This window comes from Streptococcus sp. AM28-20, assembly GCF_003603595.1.
Taxonomy (GTDB): domain Bacteria; phylum Bacillota; class Bacilli; order Lactobacillales; family Streptococcaceae; genus Streptococcus; species Streptococcus ilei.
The window spans coordinates 465,743-491,168 of record NZ_QTNK01000001.1 but is presented as its reverse complement, the minus strand read 5'-3'; the positions used below and the strand labels follow the sequence as shown (position 1 = coordinate 491,168).

24 protein-coding genes are annotated in these 25,426 nt (G+C 40.4%); 2 read left to right on the top strand and 22 right to left on the bottom strand.

The window, feature by feature from the left end:
* Positions 1-38 precede the first annotated feature (38 nt).
* Both DW738_RS02560 and DW738_RS02555 read right to left on the bottom strand, forming a co-directional pair.
* Positions 39-797, bottom strand: a complete 759-nt coding sequence (locus DW738_RS02560; RefSeq protein WP_123160237.1) for a hypothetical protein — start codon at positions 795-797, stop codon at positions 39-41.
* Positions 787-2,133, bottom strand: coding sequence for an ATP-binding protein (locus DW738_RS02555; RefSeq protein WP_123160236.1), 1,347 nt, complete (start codon positions 2,131-2,133; stop codon positions 787-789). The genes DW738_RS02560 and DW738_RS02555 overlap by 11 nt, the downstream gene beginning before the upstream one ends.
* A gap of 347 nt (positions 2,134-2,480) precedes the next feature.
* On the opposite strand from DW738_RS02555, the gene DW738_RS02550 reads away from it, so the two are divergent.
* A complete protein-coding gene (locus DW738_RS02550; protein ID WP_123160235.1) occupies positions 2,481-2,762 on the top strand; it encodes a zinc-ribbon domain-containing protein in 282 nt (93 codons plus the stop codon).
* A 285-nt stretch (positions 2,763-3,047) separates the two neighbouring features.
* Positions 3,048-4,118 (top strand): tyrosine recombinase XerS, encoded by a 1,071-nt coding sequence (gene xerS, locus DW738_RS02545; protein ID WP_006596365.1) that lies wholly within the window; start codon positions 3,048-3,050, stop codon positions 4,116-4,118.
* Positions 4,119-4,203: 85 nt separating this feature from the next.
* Here the strand turns inward: xerS and DW738_RS02540 are convergent, their stop codons facing one another.
* The 20 genes from DW738_RS02540 to DW738_RS02445 all read right to left on the bottom strand — a co-directional run bounded on the left by DW738_RS02540 (position 4,204) and on the right by DW738_RS02445 (position 25,425).
* The gene (locus tag DW738_RS02540) at positions 4,204-4,845 is read right to left on the bottom strand and encodes a hypothetical protein (protein ID WP_123160234.1); all 642 of its coding nucleotides are present in this window, start codon (positions 4,843-4,845) and stop codon (positions 4,204-4,206) included.
* 109 nt (positions 4,846-4,954) lie between these two features.
* Positions 4,955-5,944 (bottom strand): lipoate--protein ligase, encoded by a 990-nt coding sequence (locus DW738_RS02535; RefSeq protein WP_070465922.1) that lies wholly within the window; start codon positions 5,942-5,944, stop codon positions 4,955-4,957.
* A 228-nt stretch (positions 5,945-6,172) separates the two neighbouring features.
* Positions 6,173-7,876, bottom strand: coding sequence for a dihydrolipoyl dehydrogenase (lpdA, locus tag DW738_RS02530; RefSeq protein ID WP_123160233.1), 1,704 nt, complete (start codon positions 7,874-7,876; stop codon positions 6,173-6,175).
* Positions 7,877-7,917: 41 nt separating this feature from the next.
* Complete coding sequence (locus DW738_RS02525) at positions 7,918-8,961, bottom strand: dihydrolipoamide acetyltransferase (protein ID WP_023026811.1); 1,044 nt, start codon at positions 8,959-8,961, stop codon at positions 7,918-7,920.
* A 109-nt stretch (positions 8,962-9,070) separates the two neighbouring features.
* Positions 9,071-10,063, bottom strand: coding sequence for an alpha-ketoacid dehydrogenase subunit beta (locus DW738_RS02520; protein ID WP_123160232.1), 993 nt, complete (start codon positions 10,061-10,063; stop codon positions 9,071-9,073).
* A 16-nt stretch (positions 10,064-10,079) separates the two neighbouring features.
* Positions 10,080-11,048: a thiamine pyrophosphate-dependent dehydrogenase E1 component subunit alpha gene (locus DW738_RS02515; RefSeq protein WP_023026809.1), complete on the bottom strand. Its 969-nt coding sequence runs from the start codon at positions 11,046-11,048 to the stop codon at positions 10,080-10,082.
* 223 nt (positions 11,049-11,271) lie between these two features.
* Complete coding sequence (locus DW738_RS02510; protein ID WP_123160231.1) at positions 11,272-12,438, bottom strand: ATP-grasp domain-containing protein; 1,167 nt, start codon at positions 12,436-12,438, stop codon at positions 11,272-11,274.
* A gap of 21 nt (positions 12,439-12,459) precedes the next feature.
* Complete coding sequence (locus DW738_RS02505) at positions 12,460-13,200, bottom strand: alpha/beta hydrolase-fold protein (protein ID WP_123160230.1); 741 nt, start codon at positions 13,198-13,200, stop codon at positions 12,460-12,462.
* 39 nt (positions 13,201-13,239) lie between these two features.
* Entirely contained in the window at positions 13,240-14,067 is an 828-nt protein-coding gene (locus tag DW738_RS02500) for an alpha/beta hydrolase (protein WP_023023215.1), read from the bottom strand.
* A 94-nt stretch (positions 14,068-14,161) separates the two neighbouring features.
* Complete coding sequence (gene trmFO / locus DW738_RS02495) at positions 14,162-15,496, bottom strand: methylenetetrahydrofolate--tRNA-(uracil(54)-C(5))-methyltransferase (FADH(2)-oxidizing) TrmFO (protein WP_165852119.1); 1,335 nt, start codon at positions 15,494-15,496, stop codon at positions 14,162-14,164.
* Between the two features lie 173 nt (positions 15,497-15,669).
* Complete coding sequence (locus tag DW738_RS02490) at positions 15,670-16,374, bottom strand: DUF3307 domain-containing protein (RefSeq protein ID WP_123160229.1); 705 nt, start codon at positions 16,372-16,374, stop codon at positions 15,670-15,672.
* Positions 16,358-17,035 (bottom strand): SatD family protein, encoded by a 678-nt coding sequence (locus DW738_RS02485; protein WP_123160228.1) that lies wholly within the window; start codon positions 17,033-17,035, stop codon positions 16,358-16,360. The genes DW738_RS02490 and DW738_RS02485 overlap by 17 nt, the downstream gene beginning before the upstream one ends.
* A 107-nt stretch (positions 17,036-17,142) precedes the next feature.
* Positions 17,143-19,230: a type I DNA topoisomerase gene (gene topA, locus DW738_RS02480; RefSeq protein ID WP_023026804.1), complete on the bottom strand. Its 2,088-nt coding sequence runs from the start codon at positions 19,228-19,230 to the stop codon at positions 17,143-17,145.
* A gap of 92 nt (positions 19,231-19,322) precedes the next feature.
* Complete coding sequence (dprA, locus tag DW738_RS02475) at positions 19,323-20,165, bottom strand: DNA-processing protein DprA (RefSeq protein ID WP_123160227.1); 843 nt, start codon at positions 20,163-20,165, stop codon at positions 19,323-19,325.
* A gap of 76 nt (positions 20,166-20,241) precedes the next feature.
* Positions 20,242-21,168 (bottom strand): ROK family protein, encoded by a 927-nt coding sequence (locus DW738_RS02470; RefSeq protein ID WP_123160226.1) that lies wholly within the window; start codon positions 21,166-21,168, stop codon positions 20,242-20,244.
* Positions 21,169-21,180: 12 nt separating this feature from the next.
* Positions 21,181-21,951: a ribonuclease HII gene (locus DW738_RS02465; protein ID WP_123160225.1), complete on the bottom strand. Its 771-nt coding sequence runs from the start codon at positions 21,949-21,951 to the stop codon at positions 21,181-21,183.
* Entirely contained in the window at positions 21,938-22,789 is an 852-nt protein-coding gene (gene ylqF / locus DW738_RS02460; protein WP_006597240.1) for a ribosome biogenesis GTPase YlqF, read from the bottom strand. Before ylqF ends, DW738_RS02465 begins: the two co-directional genes overlap by 14 nt.
* Positions 22,790-22,914: 125 nt before the next feature.
* The gene (locus tag DW738_RS02455; protein WP_006597242.1) at positions 22,915-23,253 is read right to left on the bottom strand and encodes an ATP cone domain-containing protein; all 339 of its coding nucleotides are present in this window, start codon (positions 23,251-23,253) and stop codon (positions 22,915-22,917) included.
* A gap of 71 nt (positions 23,254-23,324) precedes the next feature.
* Positions 23,325-24,260: a 4-hydroxy-tetrahydrodipicolinate synthase gene (gene dapA / locus DW738_RS02450; RefSeq protein ID WP_123160224.1), complete on the bottom strand. Its 936-nt coding sequence runs from the start codon at positions 24,258-24,260 to the stop codon at positions 23,325-23,327.
* Between the two features lie 88 nt (positions 24,261-24,348).
* Entirely contained in the window at positions 24,349-25,425 is a 1,077-nt protein-coding gene (locus DW738_RS02445; RefSeq protein ID WP_023026798.1) for an aspartate-semialdehyde dehydrogenase, read from the bottom strand.
* Between the last annotated feature and the right edge of the window lies 1 nt (position 25,426).

The following is a 25,426-nucleotide window of genomic DNA, read 5'->3' as shown; positions in this document are numbered from 1 at the left end:
TGACTCTGAAACTTTTTTTGACTTGAAATACAAGATGTTTACACTTGTTCTATATTTTTGAAACTCTCTAATAATTTAAACAGTATATGTAAATTTGTGTAGCTACATTTCATCTTAACTTCTAGTTTTTGTATTTGATCCCAAGAATCCATATAAGAAGTTCCTAATGCTTTACTTTCGAAAATTGCAATCATTTTATTTGGATCATCATCAATCTCATCTAACAAATTATCGATGGCTTCTGTTTTTTCTTCGTCGGGCAAGACTTTTTCAAATAATACATGTTCAAGATTAACCGAATTAAAGTAAACCGAATAAGATAATTGTGTTCCGTTTATTTCCAAAGTGCTTTCAGATTGCTTTTTAATGACTTGAGATACTTTTTTAGCTTTTGTCTGTCTAGAAGCAATAATATCTCTTTTCTTATCAGAGTCTTTAAATAATACTTTCCCGTTCGAAAAATCATAACACCAAGAATCAATTGAAGGCGTTACAAGATAATTTATTTGGTTAATGTAAATCCCATCTGTGTCAGTAACAAAAGCAACGTGTATGATTTGATCGGGAGATAATTTACTGTAGTTTAGATAAAGCTGAATCTGATCTTCTAAAATAGTCTGACCATTTTTTGTTTTATTTTCTGTTGAAGTAAATATATCTCCATTTTGAATACGTATTGTAATATCAGATAGAACTAATTTTTGTTTGAAATCTTCAACAATGATATCTAAACAGTCTGCATCCGTACTACCTTCAACAAAAATTAAGAATACCTTTCCTTGATTACTATTCGCCACTATACTTGCCCGCCTTTCTAAGAGCACGACGAATTTTAGATTGACTTTTTCCTTGGTAAAGTTCTTCATCTGCCCCCCCGATTTGAATTGATCTCAAATATAGATCACGGAGATTATTCGTTGATTTTACTCCCTTCAGAGTAATATAACGATTTTTTCTATTTGTAGTTGAAAAACGGATTTTACGTGTTGGCAGCATCTCCAATATTCTAAGGTTGTGAGAGGTGAATATTAGTTGGCCTTTAGCATCTCTCGAGAATACTTCCATTAATTCTCCTAGTAGATACTCAAAAATTCCCGAGTCAATTTCATCAATAAAAGCAATTATTCCAGGATGATTATATACCTCTACTAAAAAGCCAATCATACTAATGATCTTTTTAACACCTTCAGATTCATGAATTAGAGAAAAAGTTTTATCATTACGTTTGGCAAAAAAGTTAACATTATAATAATTGTTTTCATTTTGATCAATTTGTAATTCACCTACAGTCATATCCAAAACTAAATCTGGAATAATTACTGGAATTATCTCGTTCATGTAGCGTATTATGTCTTTATAGACTGAAAGGTGTTTTTGAGGAATTGGCATTCCCCCTTTTTTTAAAAGTGCTGGTAAAGCACCTTGGAAAGCATGTGTTTCATTTTTGTAATTGATATTAATTGGCATTGCACCAATACCAGTTAAATTTGCATAACGCTGAGTATAAACTCTTATATGATCACAAAAATCATTTAATATTTTATAGCATTCTTTTTCTAATTCCTTCTCAGGTTGTTTTTCTAAGCGATTTTTAAATTCTTTAGAAAAAAGGACAGAGGATTTAGTTCTGATAGCAGTTTCAGCTAATACTTCTATAGCATCTTTACTCAAAAATTTCGAACGTGATTTTAAACTACCAACGATTTCACCTTGCTCATCTCTATCTAAAGGCGTAAAAGCAAAAAGATTTTTGAATTGTACTCTCGGTTTAAGTTCCTTATAAGAAATTGCTTCACTTGCAAGATAAACATTCTGTTCCACTGTGGATTCATCTGAAATAAATTCCACTTCGTATTTCAGTAGAAGATTATTTTCAGATTCAATTTCTACTGTAATTTTGGGTAAATAATCTTCACTGGTGTTAAAAATACCGAAGCTATCTTCAGGGATTGAGTCTCCTGCCATAATAGTTTTTACAATGTCAATTGCATCAACCACTGTTGTTTTTCCTGAACCATTCTGTCCATAGATTCCCAAGAGATTGATATAACCGTTCTTGTCATAGAACTTTATATTACCATAGTCAACATTTTTAATATGTTCAATTGTTAATTCCCTTAATTTAATTACCATTTTGTATCTCCTATATCTTTCTATGACATTATATCACTTTTTTGAGTTTAAAAAAAGGAAAACGAAATAAATAATTCCTTTTTTAACTTTTTTTATTAAAATTTTCTCGAAAGAAAAGACATTTTTTCAGTAGTTTGTTTTTTTGCATTTTTTAGGGAGAGCTTAAGACCAAATTGGCAAGGATACTTTTTTATTCTCAAATGTTCACTTTTAGTGCATTCTATTATATTGGATTTTGTAGGATATTTCTTGGACACTTGGATATTTTGCTAATTATAAGGTAAGATAAGTGGAAATGCTCAGTATGTAAAGGAGAATATCAACAAACTGATAAGAAAAAAATTCTGATGAAAGAATCTTGTCCATATTGTCAAAATAATAAGGTATTAAAAGGATTTAACGACTTAGAAACAACTCATAAACATTTAATGAACGAATGGGACTATCTTAATAGTATTCTTTTAGCAGATCCCACTGAAATCAATGAAAAATATCAACAAACTGTATGGTGGATATGTAAAGAAAACTCAAATCATCGATACAAACTTAAAATTAATGAAAAAATTAAGTATGAAAAGCGCTCATTAATAAGCTGCTCAATTTGCAAAGGTTTAAGAAGAAAACAGTAGCATTTTGTTAGGTTAAAAATGTAATAGAATATTAAAATCAAACAAGCTAAAAACAACTCTAAAGATCATTAAATTGATAGATGAACATCTTTAAAAATTTCCAGTGTTCACTTAAATAAAGTACATAATTGTCAATGATTAGCTCAAAAAAATTTTTTGGTTACGTCCTAAATTTTTTGGTTACGTCCTAGATCCCCTATAACATCTTTCCGAAAAACTATAATTTTCTTGAAAAATATATCTGGCTATGCTATACTACTAGTATAGAAAGATTTGGAGAAAAACATGAAACGTGAGATCTTATTAGAACGTATTGATAAACTCAAACAAGTCATGCCTTGGTATGTATTGGAATACTATCAATCGAAACTGGCCGTACCGTACAGTTTTACGACCTTGTACGAATACCTAAAGGAATACGATCGATTTTTCACCTGGGTCTTGGAATCTGGTATATCAGATGCTGACACCATGGCCAATATCCCTTTAGAGGTTCTAGAGCACATGACCAAGAAAGACATGGAATCCTTTATTCTGTATTTGCGTGAACGTCCTCTGCTCAATGCCAATACGACGAAAAATGGGGTTTCTCAAACAACCATTAACCGTACCCTTTCTGCACTTTCTAGTCTTTATAAGTATTTGACTGAGGAAGTTGAAAACGAGCAAGGGGAACCTTATTTCTACCGTAATGTCATGAAGAAGGTTGCAACCAAGAAAAAGAAAGAAACCTTAGCTGCTCGGGCTGAAAATATCAAGCAAAAGCTCTTTTTAGGTGATGAGACAGAAGGTTTCCTGAACTATATCGACCAGGAATACCCTCAAACACTTTCAAATCGCGCCTTATCCTCCTTTAATAAGAATAAAGAGCGAGATTTAGCCATTATCGCACTTCTTCTTGCCTCTGGTGTCCGTCTCTCTGAAGCAGTTAACCTAGATCTTCGAGATCTCAACCTTAAGATGATGGTGATTGACGTTACTCGAAAAGGTGGAAAACGAGACTCTGTCAATGTTGCTGCCTTTGCTAAACCCTATTTAGAGCAATATCTCGCTATTCGAGACAAACGTTATAAGACAGAAAAGACTGATACTGCCCTCTTCTTAACCTTGTATCGAGGTGTTCCAAACCGGATTGATGCTTCTAGTGTTGAAAAGATGGTGGCCAAGTATTCAGAAGACTTCAAAGTCCGCGTGACCCCCCACAAACTAAGACATACTCTTGCTACCCGTCTCTATGATGCCACCAAATCCCAAGTTTTGGTCAGCCATCAGCTAGGACATGCCAGCACACAAGTAACAGACTTGTATACCCATATCGTTAATGACGAACAGAAAAATGCCTTGGATAGTTTATGAGATACATAATATAAATTATGTAATATCTTTAGTGTTAGAAAAAGAGCGTAGATCTTTGATAGAATCTTACGCTCTTTTGTTCTTTCTATAAAAATTCGATCCAATAATTACGATGGGGCTCAATAATAACTGGTTTACCCCAGAATGATTTTAGATAGGCCAAGTTTGCAGGAGTGACAGGTCTTTTTTCACTATTGAACTTCTCTGCACTCTCTTTCGTTAAAAAGCATTTAACTGCTTCATATGGTGTACCATCGCTCGCTATTCGATCAATTCCTAAATAAGCAATTTCATCACCAGCTTTTGGAATATCTGTAAATAGTTTACCAATAAAATAAACCGTCTTATCTTTCATTAATTCATAAGCCTTACTATTTTCCAGTCTGTTATTCGCTGCAGCGTACATAATACAAAAACTATCCACGATATCTTTCAAAGGCATTAATTCTTCTTTGCTGACTATAATTTCGTCGGGAGCAAGTCCACCAATGATTAAGTTTTGATAATGAGGTTGCTGAATGATATTATCTAAAGCCATTCCTAATGGTAGTTGGACAGCTTGATAGCCTAATGGTTCTAGCTCTTGCTTTTTCTGGTCAAGGTGTTCCTGTGTAATACTGATATTCAAATTATATGGTCTAGAAGGTTGTTCCTTCCTAAAAAAAGCCACTACGATACGATCTAACTGTTCAAATAGACCAAGATTTTCTACTGGAACTTTCATCATTGAATTTGATCCCCTTTTTGTTTCAGATTTCCTCTATATTCTACACTCATTATTTTTGAATATCAAGTTTAAGATAAAAGATATCCATTAAACATGGATATCTTTTACTTTATTCCACCACAGCCTCAGCAATTTCTTCTGCAGTGATTCCTGCGAAGTAGCGACCTAGGTTAATAGTTTGAAGGGCTTTGAGAACGTCTTCGCGTTCGTATTTGACACCACGAAGGACATCTTCTACTGCTGCTACGTCTTCGATACCGAAGAAGTCTCCATAGATCTTGATGTCTTGGATTTTTGATTCAATAACGTTAGCGAAGATTTCAACCTTACCGCTAGGGAATTTAGTGCCACGACGGATATTGTATTCAGGGGACTTCCCATAGTTCCAATCCCAGGTACCGAACTTGGTTTCCTTAATACGGTTGATCTCAGCCAATTCTTCATCTGAGAAGACATACTCCGTCATTTCAGGATATTCTTTCTTCATGTAGTCCAGAAGCAGGTCACGGAACTCTTCAACCGTGATTTTTTCTGGCAACTCGTCGATAATATTGGTGACACGAGCACGAACTGATTTAACCCCTTTAGACTCAAACTTGTCTTTAGATACCTTGAGAGCATTGGCAAGGACAGACAAATCAACGTCAAAGAGAAGGCAACCATGGTGCATGATCCGTCCATTGATGTAGGCTTGAGCATTCCCACAGAATTTCTTACCGTCAATTTCCAAATCGTTACGACCCGTGAATTCAGCCTTAACTCCAAGCTGAGCCAAGGTATTGATGACCGGAGTTGAAAAGCTCTTGAAGTCAAAAGCCTTATTTTCATCTTCTTTAGAGATGATGGTATAGTTAAGGTTGTTCAAATCATGGTAAACAGCCCCACCACCACTGATCCGGCGAACGACTTCAATACCATGCTCCCGAACGTAGTCACGGTTAATTTCTTCGATAGTATTTTGGTGACGACCAACGATGATTGATGGTTTGTTAATCCAGAGAAGGAAGATTTGATCCTCATCCAATAGATGCTTAAAGGCATACTCTTCTAAAGCAATATTAAAAGCAGTATCATTTGAATAATTAATAATGTATTTCATAGTAATTCCAAAAATTCTTTTTATTAATCCTACTCATAGTATGATGAGTGCCAGACAGAAATAGTTAAATTGTACTTGAATTTTCTGAAGTAGTAAAAAGAAATGTAACGAGTTATCGTTACATTTCTCGGAAAAATTGAGACAAAAGGCTCAATTTTTAGGCATGGAACTCTTAAGAGGTCGCTGCCGTCCGTACTACTTTAAGAAAATTTAGTTGAAAGAATAATATTATTTCTTCTTAGGTGAGTGAACTGCCAATCCAAGTACATCCGCAAAAGCTTCGTACATCACTTCTGAGAAGGTTGGGTGACCATGGATAGTCTTGAGCATTTCTTCTACAGTGATTTCCATCTCAATGATGGTTGAAGCTTCGTTGATCAATTCAGCTGCTGCTGGACCAATGATGTGAACCCCAAGAACTTCACCATATTTCTTGTCTGCAATGACCTTAACAAAGCCTTGAGCTGCATCTGACGCAATGGCACGACCGTTAGCTGCAAAGTTGAATTTACCAATTTGAACATCGTATTTTTCACGAGCTTGTTCTTCTGTCAAACCAACTGCTGCTACTTCTGGAAGTGTGTAGATGGCTGCAGGAGTCAAGTTCAATTTGGCAACAGCGTGGTTCCCTTTAAGAGCATTTTCAGCTGCTACTTCACCCATACGGAAAGCAGCGTGGGCCAACATCTTGGTACCATTGATATCACCTGGCGCATAGATACCTGGAACAGATGTTTCCATGTATTCATTGACCTTGATCCGACCACGGTCTAATTCAAACTCAACGTCACCGATTCCTTCAAGATCTGGAACACGACCGATTGAAAGAAGAGCCTTGTTCGCGATGATATCGTCTTTGCCTTCCACCTTGATACGGAGTTTGCCATCTTCTTCAATGATTTCTTGCAGTTTGGTATCAGTCAAGATGGTCATCCCCTTGCGTTCAAGGATCAAGCGAAGGTTCTTAGATACTTCCGCATCCATAGCTGGAACAATGCGGTCCATCATTTCAATAACAGTAACTTTTGAACCAAAGGTCATGAAAGCTTGACCAAGTTCGATACCGACAACCCCACCACCGATGATCACGAGACTTTCTGGGACTTCGTTCATATCCAAGATATCATCACTGGTCATTACAAGTGATGATTCCATACCAGGAACGTTAATCTTGCTAACTTTTGAACCACCAGCAAGGATGATTTTCTTAGTTTCAAGTAATTCAGAACCATTTACCAAGACATTCTTATCTTTCGTAATGGTACCGATACCCTTATGAACATCAACACCATAGCTACGAAGAAGTCCTGCAACACCGCCAACTAAAGTATTGACGACCTTGTTCTTGGTTTCAAGAACCTTGTCCATATCAACAGTGAAGTTAGGGTTTTCAATTACGATACCACGATTTGCAGCATGGCCGATATTTTCGATAATTTCAGCGTTGTGAAGGTAAGTCTTAGTTGGGATACATCCGCGGTTCAAGCAAGTTCCACCAAGTTCAGATTTCTCAACAAGGGCAACCTTACCACCCAATTGAGCTGCCTTGATAGCTGATACGTAACCAGCAGGACCACCACCGATTACTACGATATCATAAGCATCATCGCTCTTATTGTCATCGTTTGAAGCACTTGCTGCGGCTGGCGCTGGACTCGCTTCTGGTGCTGCTCCAGCTGTTGGGATGTTTTCTCCTTCTTCACCAAGGTATCCGATTACTTCTGTTACAGGAACAGTCTCGCCGTCACCTTTCAAGATAGCAATCAAGTAGCCATCTTCTTCAGCTTCCAATTCCATGCTGACTTTATCTGTCATGATTTCAAGGAGAACTTCTCCTTCTTTTACAAATTCGCCGACTTTTTTATTCCACTGAACGATTTGTCCTTCGGTCATATCTACGCCGGCTTTTGGCATAATTACTTCTAAGGCCATTTTATTTCCCTCTTTTTCTTGTTTCTATTATCTTTCGTTGATTAGACCAACATTGAAATCGGGTCTTCAATCAAGGCTTTCAAGTCTTTCATGAATTTGGCACCAGCCATACCATCGACAACGCGGTGGTCAATGGTCAATCCCAAGCTCATGATTGGACGAATGACGATTTCACCATTCACAACAACTGGTTTTTCAACAGTTGCGCTAACCCCAAGGATGGCTGAGTTTGGTTGGTTGATAATCGGTCCAAATGATTGAACACCAAACATTCCCAAGTTACTGATGGTAAAGGTTGAATTTTGCAATTCACTTGGAGCTAACTTACCGTCCAAAGTACGTCCGATAACATCCTTAAAGGCTACCACCAATTCTGACAAGGTCATCTTTTCTGCGTTATAGACAACCGGTGTCATCAAGCCATTGTCCATCCCAACCGCCATAGCCAAGTTGACATAGTTGTGAGTGATGATGGTTTTGCCATCCTCCGTCAATGACGCATTGATGTATGGGTGTTTCATCAAGGTCTTAACAACTGCAAGAGAAAGCAAATCTGTTACAGTGACTTTCTTACCAGTTGCTTCCATGATTGGATCCAATACCTTCTTACGAAGCGCCAACATTTGAGACATATCGACGTCATAGTTCAATGTAAAGGTTGGTGCTGTCAAGTAAGATTCCACCATCCGTTGCGCAATCACCTTACGCATTGGTGTCATCGGAATGCGCTCGATCTCACCATAAGGTGTAACATTATCAGGAACTTCTTCCACCTTCTCAATTTGAGCAGGCGACTTAATGGTATCCTTCTCAATATTCTCAGGAAGGAAAGCAAGAACATCCTTCTTCATGATCTTACCACGATGACCAGTTCCTTGAATTTCTTGCCAAGCAATATTGTGTTCTAAAGCAATTCGTTTTGCAAGTGGTGAAATGCGAACCACATTTGTGTCTTTATATGTTTCCACGTCTTCTTTGTGGACACGACCGTTTGCGCCTGAACCAGAAACATCATAGAGGTTGATCCCTAGATCATCCGCTAATTTTCTAGCCGCAGGAGTCGCTCTTAGCTTATCGTCAGCCATGACCTCTCCTATTCTATTATAAGATATTAAGGACGCAGAGAACTTTGCATCATTAGATACAAAGTTTCTTCGTCTGAATTATTGCTAGTTACATAATTTATTTTATGTATTATTCTTTGTTGTAGGTTTTACGGATGGCATCTTTGATGCTTTCAACTGTTGGAATCATTGCATTTTCAAGGTTTTGCGCGTAAGGCATTGGTACATCTTCCCCCGCACAACGACGGATAGGTGCATCCAAATAATCAAATGCTTCTGATTCAGAAATAATAGCTGAGATTTCACCGATATAACCACTTGTTTTGTGGGCGTCATTGACAAGGACTACTTTTCCTGTTTTCTTGACAGAGTTAATGATGATTTCTTTATCAAGCGGAACCAAAGTTCGTGGGTCTACTACTTCTACTGAAATGCCTTCTTCAGCCAATTCTTCAGCTGCTTGCATCACGCGACGAAGCATTTTTCCGTAGGTTACAACAGTGACATCCGTTCCTTCACGTTTGATTTCGCCGACACCAAGTGGAATGGTATAATCAGGATCTACAGGCACTTCACCCTTTTGGTTGAATTCTGATTTATATTCAAGAATGATCACTGGGTTGTTGTCACGGATAGAAGACTTGAGAAGTCCTTTCATATCAGCTGGAGTTCCTGGAGCAACAACTTTTAAACCAGGAATATGGGTAAACCATGATTCCAAAGATTGGGAGTGTTGAGCTGCAGATCCAACTCCGTTACCAGCTGCACAACGGACAGTCATCGGCACTTGCCCTTTTCCACCAAACATGTAGCGAGTCTTAGCAGCTTGGTTGACGATAGCATCCATGGCAATCACCGAGAAATCCATGAAGGTCATATCAACGATTGGACGAAGTCCGGTCATGGCTGCTCCAGCTGCTGCACCTGAGATAGCAGCCTCAGAAATCGGACAATCACGAACACGTTCTGGACCGAATTCCTCTAGCATTCCTACGGAAGTTCCGAAGTCTCCACCGAAAACTCCGACATCTTCCCCCACCAACAATACATTTTCGTCGCGACGCATTTCCTCAGACATAGCAAGGATAATGGTATCGCGGAAAGACATTAATTTTGTTTCCATAATTCTCTACTCCCCCTTAGTCTGCGTAAATATCTTCGAAAGCTGATTCAAGTGGAGGGAATGGGCTTTCTTCCGCAAATTTCACTGAAGCTTCAACTGCTTCTTTCACTTCTTCTTGAATCTGATCCAATTCTTCTGCGCTCGCAATTTCATTTTCAAGGAGATACTTGCGAAGGTTTTCAATCGGATCTTTCTTCTTCCACTCTTCGACTTCTTCACGAGTCCGGTATTTACCAGGGTCAGATGAAGAGTGTCCAAGCCAACGATAGGTGACACTTTCGATCAAGACAGGACCTTTACCAGAACGGACATGTTCAACAGCTTTTTGGAATCCTTCATAGACATCAATAACGTTGTTTCCATCAGGAATAAACATTCCAGGAATGCCGTAAGCAGCACTACGCTCATGGATGTGCTCCACATTGGTCATTTTCTTGATGTCAGCAGAGATCCCATAACCATTATTAATACAGTAGAAGATCACGGGAAGATTCCAGATTGAAGCCATATTGACCGCTTCGTGGAAGACACCTTCGTTGGTTGCGCCATCACCAAAGAAGCAGACAACAATTTTTCCAGTTTTATGCATTTGTTGAGTAAGGGCAGCCCCTACTGCAATTCCCATACCGCCACCGACGATACCGTTGGCACCGAGGTTACCGGCATCAAGGTCGGCAATATGCATAGAGCCACCCTTCCCTTTACAAGTACCAGTATACTTGCCAAGGATTTCAGCCATCATTCCATTCAGGTCGATCCCTTTAGCGATCGCTTGTCCGTGACCACGGTGGTTTGAAGTGAGCAGGTCGTCCTCGTTCAAAGCTAGCATTGCTCCAACGTTGGCTGCTTCTTCACCAACAGAAAAGTGCGTCATTCCCGGCACTTTTCCTTTTTTTACTAACTGTGCAATTTTTAAGTCCATGCGACGGATTTCTTCCATTTTACGGAACATTTCCAATAAGAGACTTTTATCTAATGTTGCCATTATTTCGCCTTTCTTAGCATTTATTCATTCTCTTTCATTTTATCCAAAATTGAAAGCACTGTCAAAAAAAATGCTCAATTATCTTCACAAATCAAACTCTATAGAACATTGGTGTAATAGAGTTTTTCAACTGTTATATAAAAGATTCACAAAGTCATATATTGAGAAAATATTGATACTTAGGAATAAAAAAACCGATAGGAAAAGACCTATCGGCTCGCTTTTATTCAGCTCGTTGACCAAAGTCACGAATCATTTGTTCCAATTCCTCACGACTTGGAGTTGTTAACATGTAGAGATAGTCCCCTTGAAGCTCCGCAAAAGCTGCAGGCATGATCTTCTTCACTCGGAATTGGTGCTGGTATTTAGCCAAGACTTCTTCCTCTGAAAGGACATAGGCTGCATTAGCACGGCGTGAAGTTGCCAAGCAATAAAGAGGTTCAAATTCAGAAGCTGGGAAAGGTTCTCCTGCTACAATAGCTGCATACCCACGGTACAAGTCGATAGAGTGAGCGTAATTGTAAACATCAATCGTAAAGCCTCCTGCAGGTCGGTTATTGTACTCAATCGCAATATAGTCATCCCCATCACGGAAAAACTCAATATGGAAGAACCGCTCCTTCATACCAAAAGCTTTGACAATAGCTTCACCGTACTGACGCAATTTTGGATCCATCTCTTTGAGGACATAATAAGAGTTGTCCATCTTGTAGAGCATCAAGTCAAGTGGTGTATAGGCATAGTCAAAAGTAGTTGAAAAGACAATGTTTCCATCTCGATCAACTAAACCATCAAAGGTACAGATTTCACTAGAAGTAACGAATTTTTCAAAGAAATACTCTGTATGTCCATCCCATTCAGCTTTGAAACGATTTACATCTTCTGGAGTTTCAATTTTAAAGGTTGCTGCCGCACCTACTCCGTTATCAGGCTTGGCAATCAATGGCAAACCAATCTTCTTCACAGCCTTGTCGATATCTTTTTCCGCTTTGACCACAGCACCAGGAACGACAGGAACTCCTGCTTTCTTGAAGAGTTTCTTCATTTCTGATTTAAACTTGGTTTTCTTTAAATCTTTTGGTTTGGCCCCAAAGACATTGAATTGCTCACGAAGTGCCGCATCCAATTCCAACCAGTATTCATTGTGAGATTCGATGCGATCGATTGGGCCATGTTTATAGAAGAGAAAGGCAGCTGCACGCTTCACTTCATCCAAGTCTTCCATATTTTCTACACGGAAATACTCTGTCAAACTGTTGCGCAATGGTTCATCTAACTGCTCGTAAGGCTCTTGGCCAATTCCTAATACAGTGATTCCTTTGTTGGCCAACTCAATGGTGAATTGCTGGAAATTTTGTGGATAATAAGGTGAAATAACAAGATAATTCATAGACGTCTCCTCCCTTTTGACTTATAAATACATCTGACCTAAGAAATAGGGCATTTGTTTCCGCCACCAGTCCCAATCATGAGCTACATCGTGCCCCCACTCTGCAAACCAAGCAGGGATATTTTTGTGATCAAAGGCTTCCTTCAATTTATAGAAGGATGGAAGTCCATCCTGTTCCCAAGCGCCAAGACCGGTACAGATGACAATTTCCGCCTGACGGTAACGGTCGATAAACCAACCGTCATTTTGATGCCAAATATAGTCAGACGGAGAGTTTTGGTAAATTGCTTCATCTCCTCCAAACTCACCAACAAAGAAACGAGCATCATAGATACCACTCAAGGCAATGACTTTGTTGAAGACATCTGGGTGTTGCAAGAAGAAATTGAGAGCGTGGTAAGCTCCCATTGAGCAGCCGGTTGTCATCATTGGGTCAAACCAACCTGTTTTGTGCTTGATGAAAGGAATTGCCTCTTCAATAACATAGCGTTCATAGGCACGATGCATCTCTGCACGATCGTGAGGGTTTTTCCAATCACAAAGCCAGCTCTCACTATCGACACTTGAAAGGGTGAAAAATTGAACACGCCCTTCTTCGATAAACTGAGCACAAGCATCAATCATACCGAAGTCATAGTACTCATTATGGCTTCCACCAGATGAAGCGAAGACCACAATAGGAATCCCCGCTTGTCCATAACGATTCAGATACATTTCACGGTTAAGTTGGCCACTCCAGTGGCTTAAATGTTCAATATTCATAAGTTCCCTCTTTCTCTTTATATGTTTATTTTAAGTTTATTAATCCCATTTTTCTGCCAAAAAGCGAAGACATTCTGGTAGATGTTCAGCCCAGGCTTCTTCATGGTGGATCGCCCCAGATTGAATCCGAATGGCGATATTTTCTAAAGCAACACCTTGTTGAATAACATCATGATAGTACCGAAGGGATGAGTCGATATAGGCTTGCTTGATATTCCCAGCCATTAACGTTTTATCAGTATCATCTGCCTCTTCAGTCCCTACATAGATGTATATACGTTGATCCGGATACAAGTTCTTACGCTCGATATAGCGATCAAAGGCTTCTTGATGCAACCAGTTGGCAGAGGAGAAGACTCCCAGACAACCGATTTGATCTTGGTATTCTAGGCCCAAAAATTGTGTGATGTTACCTCCTAACGAAGATCCAATCATAGCTGTATGTTCTCGATCAGCAAGAGTGCGATATTCTTGATCGATAAAAGGTTTGACCACATCCATGACAAACTCCCCATACTCGACGCCCTTGCCACCAAATTGCATACCAGGAATATTGGATTCCTTGTACTTCCAGGCAGAGTATTCGTTCATCCGTTGCAAGCCATCATTATCAATGGCAACAACAATCATGCGACTAATGTCTGGATTTCGCTTGATGGCTGGAATGACCTTCCAAGAGTGACCTACATAGGCTTCCTTACTATAGAAGACATTCTGTCCATCATGGAAATAAACGACAGGGTAGCGTCGATCAGTATCTGTTTCATAATTTTTAGGTAATAAGACTCGCACACGACGGAGTTTTCCGGTATAAGGCACTTTCAACTCGTGTGTCTTCATCTCTAAATAAAAATAGGATTTATTCATTGTCAGAAAACTCTCTATATTCTAAATTTTTATTTATTATACCATTTTTATAAGAAAAAGTATGGATTTCTCCAAACTTTTTCATTGATTGACTTTATTTTCCAATAAATCTTGCCAGATCTTGTAAAGAACGTTCGGCAATTTTCTCGTAACGTTCCTTTTTATCCCGAATGCGTGGACCATCTAGCTCTTTGATAATTCCAAAGTTAACATTCATTGGCTGGAAATGCTTGCTATCGGCATGGGTAATATAGTGAGCTAAACTTCCGATGGCTGTTGTTTCTGGGAAAACGGCTGCTTCCTCACCTTTGAAGAGACGTGCCGCATTAATCCCGGCAACTAAACCTGAAGCTGCAGATTCAACATAGCCCTCTACTCCTGTCATTTGACCTGCAAAGAAGAGGTTTGGTTGTTTCTTAGAACGGTAAGTCTGCTCAAGGAGATTTGGAGAGTCCATGTAAGAATTGCGGTGCATGACTCCATATCTCACAAATTCCGCATTTTCCAAACCAGGGATCATTTGGAAGACCCGTTTTTGTTCGCCCCATTTGAGATGCGTTTGGAAACCGACGATATTGTAAAGGCTAGCAGCCGCATTGTCTTGGCGTAACTGAACGACTGCGTATGGTGTCTTGAACTCCCCATCCCGAGGCCCTTTGTAGTCATCCGGATACTCGAGTCCAACTGGCTTCATCGGACCATAGAGCATGGTTTTAATACCTCGTTTAGCCATGACTTCAATTGGCATACAACCTTCGAAATACTTTTCTTTTTCAAAAGAGTTAAGCGGGGCTTCTTCCGCATTGACCAAAGCCTCATGGAAATCCATAAACTCTTGTTTGGTCATTGGACAGTTGAGATAAGCTGCTTCTCCTTTGTCATAACGTGACTTGAGATAAATCTTACTCATATCAACTGTATTGACATCGATGATAGGAGCTGCTGCATCGTAAAAGTAGAAGCCATCCCCTCCGTTAAGCTCATGAATCTTTTTAGCCAAAGCATCACTAGTTAGAGGACCCGTTGCGACCACTGTGATAGCATCCGTCGGTAATTCCGTGATTTCATCGCGAATCACTTCAATCAGAGGGTGTTGGGACACCTTCTCTGTTACTCGCTTAGCAAAGCCTTCGCGATCCACAGCGAGTGCTCCACCGGCCGGCACTCGAGTCGCTTCAGCTGCCTCCAGAATGACAGAACCAAGACGACGCATTTCTTCCTTGAGGAGACCAACAGCATTGGTTAACGAATCCCCACGAAGAGAGTTCGAACAAACTAGCTCAGCAAAGTTGTCTGTTTTGTGTTGCGGAGTGGATTTGACTCCACGCATTTCATAGAGCTTCACAGGAATTCCCTGTTGGGCAATCTGGTAAGCTGCTTCCGAGCCAGCAAGGCCCGCACCGATAACATTGATATAAGATTGAGACATGACACTAATACCTCTTTGGGTGGAACCTAAGTTCACATCAAAACAACTATCTGGACTGTTTGACACCCACAAATCTTTCTAAATTGATACTTGGTCCATTATACCAAAAAGGGCATAAAAAAGACAGGGAGGCTAATCCTTCCTGTCTGGTCTATCGACTGTTAGTTGTTTTCTTATAAACACAACCAGGCTGCTAAGAGGGCAGATAGAATACTGAATAAAGACCCAATCAAGTAATATTCCGCGAAGGCTGGGTTCTCCGAAATTTTATTGTAGCGAGCGATGGATTTGGCTGTAAAGACTAGGCCGATAGAAGCAAATTGTCCATACACAAGACAGGCGCCGATAATCAACCGCTCTAAAAAACCAATCATGGAACCAGCCCCAGTGATAGTATCCATTTTATCCTCCATCGTCGGCTGGTACTTGGCAAAGAGAATTTTAAAGACTATATTGGTCGGTTTTCCCACCAGGAGGACATAAAAGATCAGCTTTAAGATATCAGCAGACAGGTAGGTCGTGTTATTTTTTACTCCCAAGAAGACCAAAATAATGATGATACCGACATGCAAGAATTGATCCAGCGCAAAAGCCCATGAGTTTGTTAATTTCCATTGTTTTTGCACCCAAGGCTTGCTGTAATCAATACCTGCATGAGTCAGCAAAATGATCAAGCAAATCCACCATAGGTCCAGGTGACAGAGGGAAACGACGATTAGGGGAAGAGCTACATAGAGAATATGAAGGCCTAGAACCTTCTTATCACGATCCTTGCGATCCGCCATCTTTTGACTTTGAAAATAATAATCCGATAACAAATGACAAATCAACAAAAGAATCAAGTATGGACTCATTACAATACTAGACAATCCGGTCATAAGCCTCTCCTTTCGCTAGAGCTTGTATACTAGCAAGGGCAGCTGCTCTCCCCCGTAAATACACACGAATACTACTACTCTTTAAGCGTTTAGACAGTGCGCTTGGATTGATATCTAGTGATTGAGCTAAGTCTTGCTGACTAAAATTCTCACTGTATACAAATCTCTTAAGAAGATCTAGCAGGATTTCTTCCTGACTGCCACGCCAACCCGAACGAATGGCTTCTCCTGAAGCAATGAGGGCGTTCACCAATAAGTCCTTGCTGTCGTTCCCGCTTGAAAAATAAATCTGGGTATTGCCGTAGTCATTTTTCTGATGAACCAGATTGATGGCCGCGCGTGCGTTCCAATAGGCTGGACCATCTGCCCCAATACTTTGCAAGGGATCAATAGCTGTTACAATCTCTCCAAGTCCGATACCAAAACGTAGTTGAGTCGGGGTTAGTTCTGAACGCAGGGTATCGATGATTTGAAAAACTGGAGCATCCACTTTTAAAAGTGCCTGAAACTCATCGCCCAGGGTCAAGGTAAAACAGGATGCCAAATAATCTCCAAATAGTTCATTCATCTTTCGAAGCGCTTTTTCTAACTGTTTTTGCAGGTTGAAACGTTCTTGAACCATTTTAGAATCAATGACATCTGCAATCAAAGCAAGATACATAAGCCCACCTCCTTATGTCTATTATAACGAAAAAAAGTAAAAATGTCTATTATAACAGACATTTAATAAAATTGCCGTTATAATAGACATCGAATCATTCTAAAAACTTATTTCACTTTTTCTTCTTCGTAGTCACCATTGCTACATACAACTTGCTTGCCACCACCACGTACTTTCTTTTCAACCAAATACTGACCACATTTTGGACAGTCACGGCCAATTGGCTTGTCCCAAGAAGTGAATTCACATTCTGGGTAGCGATTGCATCCATAGAAGATACGGTTCCGTTTGGTTTTACGCTCGATGATTTGGCCCTGATGACAGTTTGGACATTCCACCCCAATTTCTTTGACAATCGCTTGGGTATGGCGACAATCTGGGAAGTTGCTACAAGCATAGAACTTACCATAACGTCCTAATTTGATGACCATGGGACTTCCACAAACCTCGCAGTCAAAACCAGCCGCCTCATCCTTGATTTGAATTTTCTCCATCTCTTCTTCAGCCTTGGCTACTTCTTTTTTAAATGGTTGGTAGAAGGAATCGATAACCTTTTGCCACTGCTCTTTCCCAAGTTCGACATCATCTAGTTTCCCTTCCATCTCAGCAGTAAAGGTTACGTTGACGATATCTGGGAAGAATTCAACGATCAGTTTATTGACGATTTCCCCTAACTCGGTTGGCTCGAAGCGTTTGGCTACAAGCTTCACGTAATAGCGTTTTTGAATGGTCTCAATCGTTGGTGCATAAGTTGAAGGACGTCCCACTCCATTTTCTTCCAACGTCTTAATCAAGGTCGCTTCAGAATAACGGGCTGGTGGTTGGGTAAAGTGCTGTTCAGGTTTGCTATTGACCTGAGTGACGGTATCCCCTTCTTCCATATCCGGTAGCATCTTGTTCTTATCCGAATCATTGTAAATCGCTAAATAACCGTCAAATTTCACCTGACTACCATTCGCTGTATATTGGACCCCATTTTGCCCCAAACGGACATTCATAGTGTCAAAGACAGCTGCTGTCATCTGGCTAGCCACAAAACGGTTCCAGATCAAGGTGTAGAGCTTGAGCTGATCCTTGTCTAGGTACTTAGCAATTTTCTCAGGCGTATTGTAAACACTAGAAGGACGAATGGCTTCGTGGGCATCTTGGGCACCAGAAGCATTTTTGACCCGGCTTCCATGCTTGGAATACTTCTCTCCAAATCGATCAACGATAAAGCTAGCTGCTTCATTTTGAGCGACTGGACTAATCCGAGTCGAGTCCGTACGCATATAAGTGATCAAACCTTGAACACCTGATCCAATATTGATTCCTTCATACAACTGCTGAGCCACCATCATGGTCTTACGAGTACGGAAGTTAATCTTATTGGCCGCATCCATCTGCATAGAAGAAGTTGTGTAAGGAAGGGGCGCATTGCGTTTGCGTTCCTTTTTCTCAACTTTTTCAACGATATACTCTTTCCCATCGAGATGCGAAAGAACAGCTTTCACATCCTCCTGGTTTTGAAGTTTCATCTTCTTGCCATTCATTCCATAGAAATTGGCTTGAAACTGCTTGGTTCCCTTTTTAAAGGTTCCATCAATTGTCCAGTATTCTTCTGGTTGGAAGGCATTGATTTCTTCTTCCCGGTCAATGATCAATTTAAGAGCAACTGACTGCACCCGACCAGCAGAAAGTCCCTTTTTCACCTTTTTCCATAGAATTGGTGAAATCGAGTACCCTACAATCCGGTCCAAGACACGGCGTGCTTGTTGAGCATCTACCAGATCCATATCAATCTTACGGGGTTCTTGAAAGGCATTTTTTACCGCATCCTTAGTAATTTCATTGAAAACGACACGGTTCTTATCTTCCTTATCCAACTGAAGAATATGGGCCAAGTGCCAAGAAATAGCTTCTCCTTCACGGTCCGGGTCACTTGCGAGAAAGACTTGTTTGGCCTTTTTAGCCTCTTTTTTCAATTCATTAATCAAAGGACCTTTTCCGCGAATATTAATGTATTCAGGTTCATAATTGTTATCAAAATCAATGGACATGGTAGATTTTTTCAAGTCACGAATATGCCCCACACTGGCCATGACCTTATAATTTCTACCAAGATATTTTTCAATTGTCTTCGCTTTCGCAGGAGACTCCACAATGACTAAATTCTTTTTAGCTGTTGTGGTTTTCTTTTTTGTTTTAGTAGCCACTTTTTTACCTCTATTTTGTAATAAACCTCATAGAGTGTAAACTATTTTTTTCGGGATGTCAACCATGAAGTTCTCCTATAGGAAAACTCATTTTAAAATTCAAACTCATCTAGGACATCTCTTCCACTGGTCACAAGCTTTGCTCCTTCTTGAATGAGGTGATGACAACCGTCAGAACGACCATCCAATATAGAACCTGGAATAGCGAAAACATCACGACCTTCTTCCATGGCACGCTCACAGGTGATCAGACTCCCAGACCGCATCCGCGCTTCTGCCACAATCACCGCTCTGGAAAGGCCAGCAATAATCCGATTACGCTCTGGAAAATGGTGTTTTTGAGGGCCTTGGCCAGGACCGTATTCTGTTAAAACCAAATGGCTCCCACTCATGTACTTCTGCAACTGTTTATTGGATCTAGGATAGAAGACATCTAACCCAGTACCAATCACACCAATTGTTTTTCCTCCATTTCGAATAGCCGCATAATGAGCCGCAGCATCTATCCCCTTGGCTAATCCACTCACCACAATCAATTCGTTGTTTAACTCGTTAATAATTTTTTCGACAGATTGAATCCCTGTGCGGCTGCAGGATCGACTCCCCACGACTGCTATTTTTGGATGTTTAAGAAGGTCAATGTTACCTAAGTAAAACAACAAAACAGGTGGATTATGCATCCAAAGAAGTTCTTCAGGATATTCTGGATCCATAATGGATATCGAATCAAACTCCTTGAACTCTTCCCTCAAGACCTTGTCATCAATCCGAATATATCGTTCCATAAAAAGTGTTTGATTGCGACATCCTGCAATTTCTGCCATTAATTCTAAAGAAGGCCATTCCCCATTCATTTCCCAGTAATTGACAATGCTAAAAACCTGTAGATTAGACAGGCCAGAAACCTTTAATTTATAAAGTTCATATTTGTTCATTCGTAAACCTCATTTTCTACTATCTATTTATAATATTCGTAAAAGAAAACAAAAAAAGCTCTAAAAATAGAACTTTTTAATGATTTTCTACAATATTAAAATGACAAACGGCCCCCAAAAGGTTACTTGAGTTGTGGTAACGAGCTGCTTGAATCTCTAGTAAAGAAAATCGTTGCTCACTACTTTCCTCAAACAACAATTTATACTGATGGTTGATTTCTTCTAAAAGAAGGTCTTGGCTACTAATTCCTCCACCAATCGTCACTTTTTCAAGCCGAACAAGTGACTGAAGATTATAGATCAGGATTGCAATTTCCCGACAATAAGAAATAAATAAGTCTTGTAACTCCCCATGATAACCAGCGTGAAGGGCTTCAAAAACCTGGATGCCATCCTCTTCCGGCAGTTGCAAGAGCTGGCTGGCTTGGGCTACAAAGTTGACAGCTGAGCCTAAATTTTGAACCAAACTGGAAATCCCATGCTTCAAAATCTCTCTCTGAAATTGTTTTTGTTCTGGAGTTGTTGGTGGCTCCTCTGGATTCGGCCAACGAAGATAATCCTTGAGATGCAAAGTAGAAATTAAAGAACCATTGGAAGTCAAGGCTAATCCTACGCCAGTTCCCAATACAAAGGTTGCACCACAGTAACAATCTTGGAGGTTTCCAATTCGAGCTTCTGCCAAACCCGCAGCATCTCCGTCGTTGAGGACGGTCACAGGAACTTGAAACATCTTATTTAAACGAGAAGCTAAAGGAATATTCCTCAAATAAGGAATTAGGCCACCTTTAAAGACAAAACCAAGTCGACTATTGATTTCACCTGGACATGAGATGGCAATCCCTGTAATTTGATTCTGGAACGAGCAAATCACGCGCTCGAGGGCTTCCCAAAAGTCCTCAATAGTATCTGGTGTCGGGACTTTAGAGGAATCGCTCACTTGATAGGCTTCATCGACTAAGGCATATTTAATAAAGGTTCCCCCGATATCAAAGGCTAAGAGCATTTTCTTCTCCTCCTAATCAACATCAGTCATGGACTTAATGGGTTCGAAGCTTCGGCGATGGATTGGACTAACCCCTTGTTTTTCCAATCCTTCAAGATGCTTGGTGGTCCCATAGCCCGCATTCTGAGCAAAATCATAACCTGGATACTCTTGGTCATATGCCGCCATCATTCGATCCCGTGTTACCTTAGCTACTATAGAAGCTGCCGCGATAGACAAGGAATTAGCATCTCCCTTTATGATGGAGGTCTGAGAAATAGGAAGATCCAATTTCATGGCATCGATCAAGAGATGTTGAGGCTGTGGGTCCAATTCGTGAATAGCCTCTAGCATAGCTAATTTCGTCGCTTCATAGATATTTACCTGATCAATGACGTGATTGTCTTTTACCCCAATACCAACCGAAATAGCCTGATCCAAAACCGCTTGGTAAATAGCCTGGTGCTTAGATTTAGGAATTTTCTTGCTATCGTTTAAACCTGGAATTTTACAATTTTTAGGCAAAATAACAGCTGCAGCGACGACAGGCCCAGCCAAAGGGCCTCGTCCCACTTCATCCACTCCTGCAATGAGCTGAATCCCTTGGGCATATAATTCTTTTTCATAGGTGAGCATTTTTTCTAAACGCAGGTCTTCCTCAACTTGCTTTTGGAGTTCGCGTTTTCGTTTGTTGATGGCCGACTGAACGCCCGCTCGAGCATCATAAATTAACTCTTCAAACAAGGGATGATCCAGCCTATCAATCGTTGCCAAACTCTCTTTGACTTCTTTAATCGTTGGCATCCACTTCACCTACACGATCAAGGGTATAGCGACCCAAACGACCATCTCGTACATCCTTGACAAACAAGCTGTAAAAGCGATCGTAATCATCTCGGAAGCCTAAGCGTTGGGTCATCTCCATGATGATTTCCGGTGCTTCCTGCTCCAAATTCATTTGCTTATACCGTTCTTGCAACTCTTTTGGATAGTGAGATTTAAAATACTCCAGACCAAAAATAGTCACCTCATCCATAGGCAATAACTGGTCCTTAATGGCACCCGTTAAAGCTAATTTTAGAGCTACATCTTCATCTTCAAATTTTGGCCAAAGAATCCCTGGGGTATCCAAGATTTCGAGGTCCTTATTGGTTTTCAACCACTGTTGTCCCTTGGTTACACCTGGTTTATTTCCAACTACGGCAATCTTTTTCCCTGCTAAACGATTCATCAGCGTTGATTTCCCAGCGTTGGGAATCCCAATAATCATTGTTCGAAGCGTTTCAATCTGAATCCCTCGTTCCTTTTGGCGAGCAATTTTATCTGCCATCAAAGACTTAGCCGCATCTGTTACTTTTTTGACTGTCGACTGCTCTTTGGAGTTGATAGCCAATGTTTTGATTCCTTGAGATTCGAAATACTCCTGCCATTCTTTTGTTGCGACAGGATCTGCCAAGTCTACCTTATTCAGAATCATCAACTTAGGCTTGTCACCAACAATTTTTGTTAACATGGGATTTTGACTGGATAATGGCAAACGAGCGTCCACCAGAACCGTTACAAAATCCACGAATTTTAAATTTTCCTGTACTTGTCTTCTAGCTTTGGACATATGTCCAGGAAACCATTGAATAATCGCCATGAAATGAAATCCTTTCAAAATTCAATCCTATCTATTATACCATGAAATACGGTATTTCTTTTATAAAACTGCTTCCCATTTTTACAAACAAAAACGAAGCTACATCTGTAACTTCGTTTCTTATTTTAGCGAATTTGCTCAAAATGCAAGTGAACAGCGATGTGATCTCCATAACCACTCCGTTCCAAATCACGTTGCAAGCGATAAGAAATATAGTGTTCAGCAATGGTAATATAACCAGCGCCAAGTAAGCGGTGTTCAACCATTGACTGGATCATGCTGATCGTCGCACGTTCCACTTTAGCTTCTTCCAGATCCATCACAACTTTCTTGGTCACTTGCGCCAAGTTTTGGCGAAGATCATCCGTTAAGACATAGACTGTTTGAGCCGCTTTTAAAACAGCTTGGTAGATTTTATCTGGATCAAATTCTACTACTTCACCACTACGTTTAATGACTTCCATCTTTTTCTCCTTGGTCTTCAATATACTTCTATTATCTTAATAAATAGGAGATTTGTCAAGAATCTAAAATATCAATAATCCGGACGAAGAACTCCCGTGATGATTTCTTTCGATGCGTGGTAATCCCCATCCACTACAACCTTGATGATGCGCTTCGCTTCCTCAGCAGGGGCTGGAACTAATGGTAAACGAGTAGGCCCTGCTTCAAAGCCCATATAGTTCAAGACTGCTTTAACTGGTGCTGGACTTGGATAAGAAAAGAGAGCATTAACTTTAGGGATAAATTGGCGCTGAATAGCCGCTGCCTTTTTAATATCATTGTGCTCAATCGCTTGGAACATTTCGTGCATTTCATCCCCATTGGTATGGGAAGCTACTGAAATGACACCGTCTGCCCCTAAGTTCATGGCGTGGAAAGCATCTCCATCCTCTCCCGTATAAATGAGGAACTCTTCTGGCTTATGCTCAATTAAATAAGCCATATTGGCAAGAGTCGTACATTCTTTGACCCCGATGATATTTGGATGTTCGGCCAAACGGAGCATGGTTTCTGGTGTCATTTCTACAACCACGCGCCCTGGGATGTTATAGATAATAATTGGCAAGTTAGAAGCGTCTGCAATAGCTTTAAAATGCTGATACATTCCTTCTTGAGAAGGTTTGTTGTAGTAAGGGACGATAGCTAACCCAGCAGCAAAACCTCCAAACTGATCTACTTCCTTTACAAACTCAATAGAATCTCGGGTTTCATTGGTCCCGACACCAGCAATCAAAGGAACCCGTCCGTTCACCACCTTTTGAACCGCTGCAAAGAGTTCTAATTCTTCATCGTGTGTCAGTGTCGGACTTTCGGCCGTGGTACCAGCTAAAAGAATTCCGTCCGTATGGTGAGCTAAGAGGTGCTCAATCAAAGGAGGAATAGCTTCAAAGTTGATCGAGCCATCTTCGTGAAAAGGGGTGATAAAGGCGGTAATCATTTTACAATCTTTTAAATCTTGATAAGACATAGATCCTCCTTCTTGATTCAATCATAGGGAAGAGGGACAGCACCAAAAGTTGGTCACTGTCCCCATTACGATTTATTCAGTTATAGAATCATTTCAATTCAAACTTCAAGTCAGCTGTTGGGCGCACCAATCCACGCTCATGAAGAGTTTCTGCGATTTGAACAGAGTTCCAGGCTGCTCCTTTAAGAAGGTTATCAGAAACTACCCACATATGGATCCCTTTTTCAGCATCCAAGTCCTTACGGATACGACCAACAAAGGTATCACGAGAACCAACAGCATTAATAGCTTGTGGGTATACTTGATGAGCAACATCATCTTCCAGTACTGCGCCTGGGAAGGCCGCAATGGCCGCTTTTACTTCTTCAATTGGAGCTACTTCTTTGGTCTCAATGTAAACTGACTCTGAGTGAGCTGACAAGACCGGAATACGTACACACGTTGCCGAAACTGCAATGCTATCATCTTCCATGATTTTCTTGGTTTCGTTTGTCATCTTCATTTCTTCATATGTGTAGTCATTATCAGTGAAGACGTCAATTTGAGGAAGAGCATTAAATGCGATTGGATAATGTTTCTTATCGCCACCTGATGGTAAGATTTCCGCATGCAAATCACGCGGATCCACTCCATCATTCAAAACTTCTCGAAGTTCACGTTGTGTTTCAAGAATAGCACCCATACCTGCACCAGAGACAGCTTGGTAAGTCGATACGATGATACGGTCCAAGCCCCATTTCTGACGAACAGGCTCAAGAGCTACCATCATTTGGATCGTTGAACAGTTAGGGCAGGCAATGATTCCGTTATGGGCATCAAGGGCATGAGCATTCACCTCTGGAACAACCAATGGCACATCTGGGTTTTGACGGAAGTAAGACGTATTGTCGACCACGACAGCTCCTGCTTTCACAGCATATGGTGCGTATTTTGCAGAAGTTGAACCACCAGCAGAGAAGAGAGCGATATCTACGCCTTCAAAAGCGTTCTCCGTTGTTTCTTCAATCGTAATGTCTAGATCCTTAAATTTCAATACCTTACCAGCTGAACGAGCAGACGCCAAGTAGCGAATTTTATCGATTGGAAGTGTCGATTCTTCCAACATCTTGATCATTTGAGCACCAACGGCACCTGTCGCACCGACAACAGCAACTGTATATCCCATA

Coding starts and splice junctions, on each gene's coding strand:
- DW738_RS02500 (WP_023023215.1), bottom strand. CDS start 14,067: ATGAATAAATCCTATTTTTATTTAGAGATGAAGACACACGAGTTGAAA.
- lpdA (WP_123160233.1), bottom strand. CDS start 7,876: ATGGCCTTAGAAGTAATTATGCCAAAAGCCGGCGTAGATATGACCGAA.
- DW738_RS02555 (WP_123160236.1), bottom strand. CDS start 2,133: ATGGTAATTAAATTAAGGGAATTAACAATTGAACATATTAAAAATGTT.
- DW738_RS02520 (WP_123160232.1), bottom strand. CDS start 10,063: ATGGAAACAAAATTAATGTCTTTCCGCGATACCATTATCCTTGCTATG.
- xerS (WP_006596365.1), top strand. CDS start 3,048: ATGAAACGTGAGATCTTATTAGAACGTATTGATAAACTCAAACAAGTC.
- DW738_RS02535 (WP_070465922.1), bottom strand. CDS start 5,944: ATGAAATACATTATTAATTATTCAAATGATACTGCTTTTAATATTGCT.
- trmFO (WP_165852119.1), bottom strand. CDS start 15,496: ATGTCTCAATCTTATATCAATGTTATCGGTGCGGGCCTTGCTGGCTCG.
- DW738_RS02510 (WP_123160231.1), bottom strand. CDS start 12,438: ATGAATTATCTTGTTATTTCACCTTATTATCCACAAAATTTCCAGCAA.
- dapA (WP_123160224.1), bottom strand. CDS start 24,260: ATGTCTTATCAAGATTTAAAAGATTGTAAAATGATTACCGCCTTTATC.
- ylqF (WP_006597240.1), bottom strand. CDS start 22,789: ATGGCGATTATTCAATGGTTTCCTGGACATATGTCCAAAGCTAGAAGA.
- DW738_RS02485 (WP_123160228.1), bottom strand. CDS start 17,035: ATGTATCTTGCTTTGATTGCAGATGTCATTGATTCTAAAATGGTTCAA.
- dprA (WP_123160227.1), bottom strand. CDS start 20,165: ATGAACAAATATGAACTTTATAAATTAAAGGTTTCTGGCCTGTCTAAT.
- DW738_RS02445 (WP_023026798.1), bottom strand. CDS start 25,425: ATGGGATATACAGTTGCTGTTGTCGGTGCGACAGGTGCCGTTGGTGCT.
- DW738_RS02490 (WP_123160229.1), bottom strand. CDS start 16,374: ATGACCGGATTGTCTAGTATTGTAATGAGTCCATACTTGATTCTTTTG.
- DW738_RS02525 (WP_023026811.1), bottom strand. CDS start 8,961: ATGGCTGACGATAAGCTAAGAGCGACTCCTGCGGCTAGAAAATTAGCG.
- DW738_RS02470 (WP_123160226.1), bottom strand. CDS start 21,168: ATGCTCTTAGCCTTTGATATCGGGGGAACCTTTATTAAATATGCCTTA.
- DW738_RS02540 (WP_123160234.1), bottom strand. CDS start 4,845: ATGATGAAAGTTCCAGTAGAAAATCTTGGTCTATTTGAACAGTTAGAT.
- DW738_RS02465 (WP_123160225.1), bottom strand. CDS start 21,951: ATGCCAACGATTAAAGAAGTCAAAGAGAGTTTGGCAACGATTGATAGG.
- DW738_RS02455 (WP_006597242.1), bottom strand. CDS start 23,253: ATGGAAGTCATTAAACGTAGTGGTGAAGTAGTAGAATTTGATCCAGAT.
- DW738_RS02505 (WP_123160230.1), bottom strand. CDS start 13,200: ATGAATATTGAACATTTAAGCCACTGGAGTGGCCAACTTAACCGTGAA.
- DW738_RS02515 (WP_023026809.1), bottom strand. CDS start 11,048: ATGGCAACATTAGATAAAAGTCTCTTATTGGAAATGTTCCGTAAAATG.
- DW738_RS02550 (WP_123160235.1), top strand. CDS start 2,481: ATGAAAGAATCTTGTCCATATTGTCAAAATAATAAGGTATTAAAAGGA.